The 10,025-nt window shown below is 34.8% G+C and carries 12 protein-coding genes; 4 read left to right on the top strand and 8 right to left on the bottom strand.

Translation table 11 applies throughout. The features are described 5' to 3' along the window. Positions 1-356: 356 nt before the first annotated feature. From F3G98_RS09795 to F3G98_RS09780, 4 genes are all read left to right on the top strand, one after another. Positions 357-659 carry a hypothetical protein gene (locus tag F3G98_RS09795; protein WP_012001271.1) on the top strand — a complete coding sequence of 101 codons (303 nt, stop codon included), beginning with the start codon at positions 357-359 and terminating at the stop codon, positions 657-659. Continuing rightward, entirely contained in the window at positions 637-1,182 is a 546-nt protein-coding gene (locus F3G98_RS09790; RefSeq protein WP_103607993.1) for a hypothetical protein, read from the top strand. The genes F3G98_RS09795 and F3G98_RS09790 overlap by 23 nt, the downstream gene beginning before the upstream one ends. A 152-nt stretch (positions 1,183-1,334) precedes the next feature. Further along, complete coding sequence (locus tag F3G98_RS09785) at positions 1,335-1,697, top strand: NUMOD1 domain-containing DNA-binding protein (protein ID WP_103607994.1); 363 nt, start codon at positions 1,335-1,337, stop codon at positions 1,695-1,697. Between the two features lie 91 nt (positions 1,698-1,788). Next, the gene (locus F3G98_RS09780) at positions 1,789-4,137 is read left to right on the top strand and encodes an aminotransferase (RefSeq protein ID WP_223231350.1); all 2,349 of its coding nucleotides are present in this window, start codon (positions 1,789-1,791) and stop codon (positions 4,135-4,137) included. 129 nt (positions 4,138-4,266) lie between these two features. Here F3G98_RS09780 and F3G98_RS09775 read toward each other — a convergent pair whose 3' ends face one another. The 8 genes from F3G98_RS09775 to F3G98_RS10555 all read right to left on the bottom strand — a co-directional run bounded on the left by F3G98_RS09775 (position 4,267) and on the right by F3G98_RS10555 (position 9,966). After that, positions 4,267-4,410: a hypothetical protein gene (locus F3G98_RS09775; protein WP_223231349.1), complete on the bottom strand. Its 144-nt coding sequence runs from the start codon at positions 4,408-4,410 to the stop codon at positions 4,267-4,269. 107 nt (positions 4,411-4,517) lie between these two features. After that, positions 4,518-5,555, bottom strand: coding sequence for a type III-A CRISPR-associated RAMP protein Csm5 (gene csm5 / locus F3G98_RS09770; protein WP_103607996.1), 1,038 nt, complete (start codon positions 5,553-5,555; stop codon positions 4,518-4,520). After that, entirely contained in the window at positions 5,545-6,432 is an 888-nt protein-coding gene (gene csm4 / locus F3G98_RS09765; protein ID WP_103607997.1) for a type III-A CRISPR-associated RAMP protein Csm4, read from the bottom strand. Before csm4 ends, csm5 begins: the two co-directional genes overlap by 11 nt. Then, positions 6,432-7,070 carry a type III-A CRISPR-associated RAMP protein Csm3 gene (gene csm3, locus F3G98_RS09760; RefSeq protein WP_103607998.1) on the bottom strand — a complete coding sequence of 213 codons (639 nt, stop codon included), beginning with the start codon at positions 7,068-7,070 and terminating at the stop codon, positions 6,432-6,434. The genes csm4 and csm3 overlap by 1 nt, the downstream gene beginning before the upstream one ends. 9 nt (positions 7,071-7,079) lie before the next feature. Continuing rightward, positions 7,080-7,490 (bottom strand): type III-A CRISPR-associated protein Csm2, encoded by a 411-nt coding sequence (gene csm2, locus F3G98_RS09755; protein WP_103607999.1) that lies wholly within the window; start codon positions 7,488-7,490, stop codon positions 7,080-7,082. After that, positions 7,487-8,995 (bottom strand): type III-A CRISPR-associated protein Cas10/Csm1, encoded by a 1,509-nt coding sequence (cas10, locus tag F3G98_RS09750; RefSeq protein WP_103608000.1) that lies wholly within the window; start codon positions 8,993-8,995, stop codon positions 7,487-7,489. Before cas10 ends, csm2 begins: the two co-directional genes overlap by 4 nt. Continuing rightward, positions 8,982-9,818: a CRISPR system precrRNA processing endoribonuclease RAMP protein Cas6 gene (gene cas6 / locus F3G98_RS09745; RefSeq protein ID WP_103608001.1), complete on the bottom strand. Its 837-nt coding sequence runs from the start codon at positions 9,816-9,818 to the stop codon at positions 8,982-8,984. Before cas6 ends, cas10 begins: the two co-directional genes overlap by 14 nt. Next, the gene (locus tag F3G98_RS10555; protein ID WP_159071310.1) at positions 9,799-9,966 is read right to left on the bottom strand and encodes a hypothetical protein; all 168 of its coding nucleotides are present in this window, start codon (positions 9,964-9,966) and stop codon (positions 9,799-9,801) included. The genes cas6 and F3G98_RS10555 overlap by 20 nt, the downstream gene beginning before the upstream one ends. Between the last annotated feature and the right edge of the window lie 59 nt (positions 9,967-10,025).

The following is a 10,025-nucleotide window of genomic DNA, read 5'->3' as shown; positions in this document are numbered from 1 at the left end:
AATACCCTGATATATCGTGCTTCTGAAATAAAAGTCAAAAATTTTTTACCACTTTAAACAACCTAGCCACCAAAATATCTTATAATACACGCAAATTTAAAAAATTTTAACTTAAAGGAGGTTAAGATGACTAAAATCAATTAAGAGTAAGGATTTCTTTTAAATGTTTGAAAAAGATAACCCTTACGATAGGTTGTTGGGACTCCTATTGTAATCGTTATCTACTTTCAAACTACTTAAATAAAAACCTTATCAACAATTACTATATGAAAGCAATGGGCACACTATAGGTATGCCAATTTGGTGAGATGGCTATTGCTGTCTTTGTAAAATTTTAAAAGCCATAGGAGGAAAATATGGCAAGCAAAAATACACTTTTAAATGATTTAAAAACCATTAGAAAGAATAAGAAAAAAGAGGAGATTAGACAAGCATGTATTGAAGTATTGTTTCCACAACAAGCAACACTCAAAGAGTGCAAGTTACTAATCGAAAAAAGTTTTAGCGTAAAGCTATCAAATAAGGAGTTTTCCAAATGGAGGAAAGAGTATGAGGCAACAAATGCCAATCAATCCTCTGATGCATATCATATTCTCGTACCCAACGAAAACAAAAAAGAAGATGAGGAGCTAAGCAATGGCACTAACAATCAAGAGTAGCGATACAGCAATTACGGCAAACGCCGTAATTGCCCTGCAAGAACATATTGAAATGGGCAATAAGGCTAGTGAAAATATTAGAAATAATATTGAACTTTTTAATCAAGCCACAGATAGCTTTGATAAAAGTTTTAAAGAAAAAATAGAGCTTATAGAGCAAGGAGGTGCTGAACTTATGAACGCGACAGAAGAGATTCAAAACAACTTTAAAAATACTCTAAAAGGTGCAGACAAAACTATATCGAAGATCAACTCATCTTTTAGCTCTTTGATGAAGAAGATAGTATCTGCATTAATTGCCTTTGTATTTATAGAAGCGATCTTCTTTCTCGGCTACTTGTTTTATGATAGCCATAAGACAAATGAAGCCAAATCTGCACTACAAAGCAGCCTAGATAAAGCACTTAATAACGTGTCCAACCTTCAAGGCTTTATCATCCATATTTACAATCAAGATGGTCAAAAAGCTAGAGAGGATTTTACTAAATGGCTAAACAAAAATGGCGACAGCAATGTTCAGTAGTAAGCAAATTTTTCTAATAGCAAGACACATACAATGTATGACACTTCGTTTTCATACCTTGTATAATCTTGCTCTGCCGAGGGCTACAATGCGAGATATAAGAAGCGTTAAAACGCTTCATCTCGCTATCACATTTTATGAAAGGATATCATATGCCAAAAAATATCAAGGATAAGGTGCTCTCTATAAGGATCACTTCTCAGCAAAATAGCAAATTATCTGATATGACTAGAGAACTAAAAATATCAAGATCAGAAATCATTTCCTATCTTATAGATAATGGCACTATAAATTCTGAATCCATAAAAAAGAAAGAGCTATATCCAACAATCATTACATATTTTGCTAGACCTTTTAACAATATCAATCAAATGGCAAAGAAACTAAATATAGCTTATAAGACTAGTGGCAATATAGATTTAAAAACGATACTGCAAACACAAGAAGAATTGTACAAAGTTCAATCAGTCCTAACTGAAATTTTAAGCCTAATAAGGAATAACTATGATAGTTAAGATCTCAAAGGGAGAAAAAGGCGTAGCTGATTATCTAAAAACTGGCAAGAAAAGAGATTCAAAGCTAACTAGAGATGAAAAAGATGATAGATTGCCACTGGCTGGAAATTTAGATCTTATAGAGATGTCTGAAAAGCACCAGATAAAGAAAAAGAACAAAAAATATAACTACTATCATATATCCTTGTCATTTACTTCAGAGGAGTGGAGCAGACTATATGAAAGTGGCAATATATATGAGTTTATAATGGACTTTTTAAGGCTAACTTTCCCAAATCACGACATAGATGAGCTACTTTTTTATGCTGAAGCTCATTTGCCTATAATCAAAGAAGAACCATATATTCCTCGTCCAGAAGGGGCGCTAGAAAATAGAACATTAAACAAGAAACATAAAAACGGTGAACCACTAAAAAGAGAGCCTCATATTCATCTAATAGTCTCTTTTGAAAATATGAAATTTACTCATAGCGTAAAAACTGGTGGAGTTATATATACAAAAGGTGCAGCCAAGCAACAAGTAAAAGCTATTATGGCTAAATCAGCAGAGAAATTTAAAAGAGTAGTTAATGACATCTTATCTAACAAGTATGGATTAAATAATATAGAGCCTTTAAGTATGGATGAAGACCAACTAAAAAAACAATATGAAAGCTTTAAAAGTGCAGCACAAAAGGTTAAGAAAGGCAAAGAAAAAGATACACGGATAAAGATAGAAACAGATGTGGTGATCGAGCCAAAAGCTAATACAAAAGAGCAAAATATAAGTGTTGAAGAGCTGCTAGCTGACGCTAAAAATTCTACAGCTGATTATCTGTTAAGAATGATAGAAGAAGATGAGAGTTTCAAAAAAGACTATTATGATAGAGCAAAGAGGCTTAATGCAGTGGATATAAGAGAATTTTTGCCTATGATCAATGCAAAATTTAACATCACTGCAAAACCTGAAATGGTAAATGACAAATATAAAGTAAGAGTGGATGGTTTTAATGGAACTTATAATCTAACTGATCTAATGTGTAAGATAGTCTACAATGGCAGAAAAGGAGCGTTGTTTCACGTAGTTAATGAGCTAGAGCAAATGCTTATAGAGCTTCAAGCTAATAAAAATGAGCCAAAGATAACATTAAGTGTAAGTAGTGACTTTAACATACAAAATCAAGAGCCAAAAACTCAAGTGCTAAATAGCTGGAAAACGATACAAATAGAGCCATACAACCTAAAACCAATACTTAAAAACTATTCAGCTATATCAGTGGCAAGTTTTAAAGATAAAAGTAAAGAAGCTAGCAGTATTGATGGCATAACTCCTACGCTTATATATGATATAGATAACTCTAAATTTAGTGCAAATAATGCTCAAAATTTACTACAAAGTAAAGGAATAAAAGGCTTCATATACCCAACCACCTATCAAGCGCTAGACGCAAAAGTAGAGAAATTTAAACTCATCATACCCACAACAGATGCTCCAAGCTTAAATGAATATAATGAATACATAAAAGAGATAACAAGAGAGCTTGGGTTATATAACATAGTAAATAACTCCAGCTTGCATCCTAGTAAATTTCACTACACTCCAGTGCCAGGATCTGAAGTTATAAGCATTAGTGGAAAAACTTTTGATAATACAAGAGCCATTGAAGATGCCAGCCTAAAAACAGACATTAATAATATGGATATTAGAGCCATATATGAAGATTTACAAAATCAAAGAAAATATGAGCTTAGCCATGAACCAAAAGATAGCAACTTGCATATTAAAAGAGCAAGCTATCAGGCTATATCATCAAAGATTCCAATAAAAGAGTTAATAGAATACTTTGACGAGAGTACTATGGTTAAAAAATATAAAGATTATCAAATACTTTTTAATAATAACAGTAGATATCTATACTTGTCAGAAGAAAATACAGCCTATTCTTTTAGTCAAAATAGACACTATACTCCATATATCTATATTAGAGATAAATTTTATGAAGCAGCCAGAAAGATAAAAACTGGATTTTATGATGATGATCTCATTCAAAAGCTAAGTATTACAAAAAATGAATATGAAGGCTTCGTAAAAGATATCGATAACCATCTAGATATAAATAGATACTATTTAGCTTTTATAAATAGAACCGAAAACTTTAAAAAATATCTATCAGATATAGCTAAGATTAACTATAAAGGCTTAATTTATAATATAAAAACATATATGAAAGATTGGCAAGATATGCAAGGTTTTAATAATCTAAAGGAGCATTATAAAACAGATAAGATATGTCTAGCAGAGGATCATATATCATTTGATTCACTAAAAATAATAAAGCAAGAGCTATATAATCAAGGACTTGATAAGGACTTTGGGGTGGAGCAATCAACACAACAATCAAATGAGATAGAGGGCAAAGAGCAAAATGTAAAGTTAGGATATGATGGTTTGAGAAGGTAGATTATCGTAAGCTATTATAGAAGCCAAATTATTAGCCATCTCTCACCCTATAAATCCAAACGGCAATGCAAACATATCATCATCTAGGCACCAGTAGCAAAAATTTTTAGGGTGTTGTTAAAATATGAGCTAACCAAAGATATTTTTGATTTCTCCAAGATTATCTTTGCGATCTCTGAATAGCCCGCTGTTTATGATCTTTTCAGATAAGCCGTCGTTATCATCTTTTTTTAGCACCAAATAGTCTATATCATCACTTAAAATATCTATCAAATTTTCATCACTATGGCTTAACTCTTTTTGAGAAAGTGGATATAGTTCTACTCAAAACTTTTTAGCTCTGACTGCATTAAAAACTAGGTTGCATTGTTTTTAAAAGATCAATCCTCTTCTAAAATTTCACAAAGTAGCCAACCAAACGGCTGTTTATTGATAAGCCAAGCTGTGGTCTCCTCCTCTTGGATAGATGGTTTTTCCCTGCCTCTCATTATTTTTATCCTTCTCGCGCCATCTACCGTAACGGCTCTTGCACCACTATGCTTTCCAACTCTCAATAAAAATTGATTATCCTCAAGTTTTAAATGCTCGTATTTCTCAATAAATTTATCAGATAGTCCTTCGCGTGTAAATTCGTCCGTTTCATAGCTAAACTGAGAGGCAAATATCGGCATATAGTGAGAGTTGCAAGCTTTTATTAGCTCGTCTATGCCAAATTTATTATTTTTTATCGTAAATGTTGTTTTAAATTCACTTTTTGAATTTATTGCCTCATATCTTACTGGTATGCCTTGACTTGCATTTTGGTCTCTTGAGGCCCTATTTCTTTTTATATTTGTAGCAACAGAAGCAAAAGTATGTGACTCTATCACCTCACTATCAGCCACTAGAAAATCACCAAAATACTCTTTTGTATCATAGCTTTTACTCTTTTTATAAAGCATTTCACCAAAAGCTGTAGCTATAGCGCCTTTTAGTGAGCTTCCTGGGATTATGGCTTTTTTTAAATTTGGAGATATAAGTGTCTTTTCGACCACTAGTTGGTTTATAACTTTTTTACCGCCACCTTCTCTTTGAACTACCTTGCCTATTTTGTCATTATAGTCTTCTGCGATGTTTTTTAGTGCCTGCATTTTGTAGTAAGAGACCTTTTTTGCCAAAGAACTCTTCTCTTTTATAAATTTTTGCAGCTTCAATATGCCATCACTAGTAGTGTCTGAGGCTATTTTCATAAATTCATCTTTAAACTTATCGTCAAGTTTTTTAAAAAACTCAAATTCATCAAAAACATACATATAGTATTTATCATCCGCGCCTCTATCTATGACGTAGTTCATAGGCTCATAGGCCTCTCCAGTACCTATATGTATAGGGCTTATAGGGTTTAGTTTGATCTTATAGTTTTTAGTTTCATTGTGCATTTTTTATCTCCGTAGCTATTAGTATGCTATATCCTTGGTGCACTGTGTTTGCGTTTGTAGAGTGTCCGCTTATAGCCTTTCCTATATACTCTTTTTCGCAAATTTCATCATATATCACCACGCTACCGCTATCTGCCATTAGGAGTGGGCTTTTAAAAGGATTTGTGCTTGCAAGCCCTCCACCATGTTTGCCAAATCTAGTAAATGGCTCATAGTAAAATTCTTTTAAATTTTCATCATCTATCACGACTGGACTAAGCGTCATAAAGGCATTTGAGTTCTTTTTTACAGACACCTTCTCAAACGCTCTGTACTCAAACGCTCCTTTGCCTATGCTAGCTCTCTTGCCATATCCACTTTTAGATACAACTTCAAGCACTTTTTCTAGTTCGTCAAGTTTAAATTTATCATCTAGCAAAAAGTAGATATCTTGCTTGCTAAATTTCATCTCCATTAAAGCATAAGGCGCAAATTTACCGCTCTCATCGGTCGTAAACGTATGGTAGTTTATGGAGTTTTTTATCGTTGCGTTTTTTGTTAGTTCATAGCCAGCCTCGTCACTTGTTTTAGCATTTTTGAAATTTCCACCTTGCAGATCCTCCATGCTAAGCCAAATTTTTTTCCTATTTTCTTTTTTTAGCTCCAAATTTTCGCCCAAAAGATGACTTGGCATGCTAGGCTTTGGCAGATATCCACTAGCAAAGCCATCAGATACTATCAAAAATGGCTTTTTGTCATAGTCACTTAGTAGCTCATTTAGCCTATCTTCTCCAAGCCTATATCTGATCGCCCAGCAAATTTGTCCAAACAAAGTATCACCCTTTAGAGGCGTTGTGAAATTTGACTTGGGTGTTATGGTAGTTTTACAAAGTGTCATTATTCCCACCTTAAATTTTTAAATTCAACCCTTCCGTAACCTCTTGAGCCGCTACCGCCTAGATAGTCGTTTTGTATTAGCTTAAGTCCGCTATCAACCATCTCTTTTAGCTCGTTTTCGTTGTCGTTATAAGGCTCTTTTTCATCAAAAACTTTTAGTCTAATAACAAGGTCAAATTTCACTCCAGCTGGCACACGCTCGATCTGGCGAGGATGCTCGGCAGTTCCGCTTTCTCTATTGATCACGTTTTCATATTTTGCTTCGCTTAGTTTTAGCCCTTCGCACTCTTTAGATAACAAACAATCCCCAACACTTATCCTAGTAATGCCAAATTTATTCTCTTTATCGCCAAAAATTTTTAGTAAATTTTGCGCCGCTTTTTTATCTGGCTCTGGTACTTTTTCTAAAATTTTAGAGTTAAAGACCTCTCCTTCACCATATCCAACTAGCCTATTATTCCACTCTAGTAAGCTTCTCATTTTACCTTTTAGCGAGCTTCCAGGGATGTAAGGCTTACTTGTGTTTATATCTTTTATCACCTGCGAGTCTATGCCACCTATCTTCATAGTATCATCGCCGCCACCTATATGAAGTCCGCTTAAAAGCTCTATTTGTCCCTTTAAAGTTAAAATTTTCATATTCTCTCCTTATTTTTTAGCAAAGCCTATAACGGCCTCAAAAAAGAGTTTAAATACCCTTAGATCATCTTTTGTCTTTACCTGAGCCACACATTTATTTATCATCTCGACAAATTCATCGCTTGAGCATTTTCTTGACTTAGAGTAAGCCGCTTTTGAATTTAGCATCTTTACAAATGGCAAAACTTCGCTGAAGTCTTCACTATTTGACTTTTGCTCTAGCTCGATTATATAGTCATAAAATGCTCTTATCTGAGTAGCTTTTGTTCTAGCAGAGACTAGATCAGCGACGATCTTTGCTGTTTCATCAAACAAATTTGGATTTTTCTTGTAGTCCAAAACTATAGGCGGTAAAAAGTCAGCTTGCGGTTTATTGCCGGCATTATAGTTGCCACCACCACTTCTATTGTATCCACTCATCGTTCTCTCCTTTTATATATGTATTCACAAATAGCCATCTTACTCTCCTTTGGATTGTTTTCTATCACATTATTTAGCATAAGAAGCAGCTCGTTCATCTCACCACCACCTTGCATATTTCTAGTAAAGCTATAGCTTAGCTTTGACTTCCACATCGTATTTTTCACATCCTCACATACTTTTTTACTCATCTCGCAAAGCTCAAGCAGTCTATATAAAAACGCCGTATTGTCTATATTAAATTTAGTAAATTCATCTAAAATTTGACTTCTGACATTTAGATAGCTATCCCACTTAGCAGTCTCTCCAAAGATGCTGATCGCATCTTTTCCACTCATCTCTTTTGAGCTCTCCAGCCACTTTTCGCTAGTTTGCGCTAGAAAGCTTATAGGCGTAGATGGTTTTGCTAAAACGATGCCAAAAGAGATACTTAGATCTTTTGTTTTTATAAATTTCATAAACTCTTGCCTTACAAAAACGGCGAGCTCTATCATCTGGTCATAGCTACCAACTATCAGCAGATCATCTCCACCCGCAAAGACCGTGTAGCTATTTTCAAATTTCTCTTTCATCTTTCTTGGCACATATAAAGAAAAAAAGTTATTTATCCCCTTTGAAAAGGTGTCAAAATTTGCAAAGTTTTGCGTAACATCGCTATGTTTTATGAAATTTCCCATATTATCTACGTCAGCTTTTATCACGGCGATCGCATTATCTCCGCACGATTTTTTAGCCAGATCTTCAAAATCCACTATGCTGCCCGCATTTTTAGCGACGTATGATCTTATATTTTCACTTATCTCAAGATCCACATCCATAAAGTCTATGCCTATATCTTTGCTATTTATCTTCTTACTATCGCCAGCTAGCTTTTCGCCAAGACGTACAAAGGCGGCACAAATTTCGCATTTATCTTTGTCGTGAGCTATCTTTCTTATATTGCAGATCCTGCAAAGAGTTTGATTTGTTATGCCCTTGTCGTATGAAAGCACCGGTTCTTGCTCTTTTAAATTTAACTTTTTAAATTTCTCTAGCTCCACAGCCTTGCTGATCTTATCCCTTAGCTCTTTATATCGCTTAGGCTCCGTAAAGTCAGCCCTTTCGCACTCCACGCAAGATAGGCTAACACCGCTAACGCCAAAGAAATTTTTTATAAAATAAGCATTTATAACGCCTTTTATCTCTTTAAAAGCAGCTTCATCAAATTTGGGGGATAGTATCTCAAATTTACCAGCCGTGCATGATAAGATACATTTTTCATCTATGCCCAGTTTTTGGCAGATAAATTTAGCTAAGACCATCATAAAAAGCTCGCAGAATGCAGACTTTGCTCTTAGTACTTTGGCTGCGTTTTTTGAGCCTAGATTATCAAATATAAATTTTTGTATCCCATAAAAGTCTCCGCCTATTAAAAACATCCTATCTTGCAATATCTCATCTATACTCTTAGATCCTTGCTCCAAAGAGACAAACCCGTCGCTAAAATAACTGCTAAATTTGCTCATTCATATCCTCCGTTTCTATTTTCCCTAGTCCAAAAACAGTCTGCTTGCCTACGCCTATTATCTCGCCTAGCTTTAGTAGCTCCATACACTCTTTGCTAATGCCCCTCATCTCTAAAGACCCCGTCAAGCCGCCAAAATTCATAGTAGTGTTTTGTCTATTGCTACGCCTAGTTAGCTCCACGTATTTTAGGTCTTTTTTGGTTATCTCACCCCTTATCTCGCACTCTAGCGCCTCGTGAGCTTGTCCAAAGAGGCCAAGCCTTCTTTGGTAAATGGAGTTTAGTATCTCTTTTAGACTTATATTGTCATTTTTTAAAAAAACATTATCTTTTTTTATCCTAAGCGGAGTTATAAATTTGACCCTGACATCGCCCACGTCACCATCAAAGCTAAATTCTCTTATATACTCTTTAGGCAGGCTTATTTTATCCTCCGCCAAGCACGCCTCACCATTTACAAACATATCAAATTTCTCATACCTAACCCTATCTTTACCAAGTCCATATTTCTTTAGCATCATATATGCCGCAGAGGTGATATATGGTAGTTTTTCACACGCACTCTCTAGTAAAACTATGCCAAAGTCATACACTTTAGCCCCTAACTTAAAGTCCAGCCTATATCTATGGTAGCTATTTTTCTTCTCATAAAAGTCGTAGTATAAACAGCTCTCATTTGCAAAGCACTCATCGCACTTATGGGCGTGATTTATACAGCTTACGCTTTTTAGCGCATACCCAAAGGCTCCTCGCACCTGCGAGCCGATAAAAAATGGCGGCTTTTGTGACGGCTCAAATTTCACTCTAAGCTCGGCATACCTCATCAAAACTCCTTATCTTCACATAGTCTAAAACCGCACCCACCATGCTCTTTTTTAGAGCATCTAGTAGTTTTATCAGCACGCCAAGACTATCTCTTATCGCCCTTATATCGCTAGAAAAGGTCAAAATCATATTAGTTTCATTATTCACTTCAATGCTCAATTTTCAAATTATCTTATTATATATGATTTAAAGGCAAATGTTTATAT

This window comes from Campylobacter concisus (assembly GCF_902460895.1).
Lineage (GTDB): Bacteria > Campylobacterota > Campylobacteria > Campylobacterales > Campylobacteraceae > Campylobacter_A > Campylobacter_A concisus_BC.
Note: the sequence above shows the minus strand (reverse complement) of the source record. Positions and strands in the feature narration are given on the sequence as shown.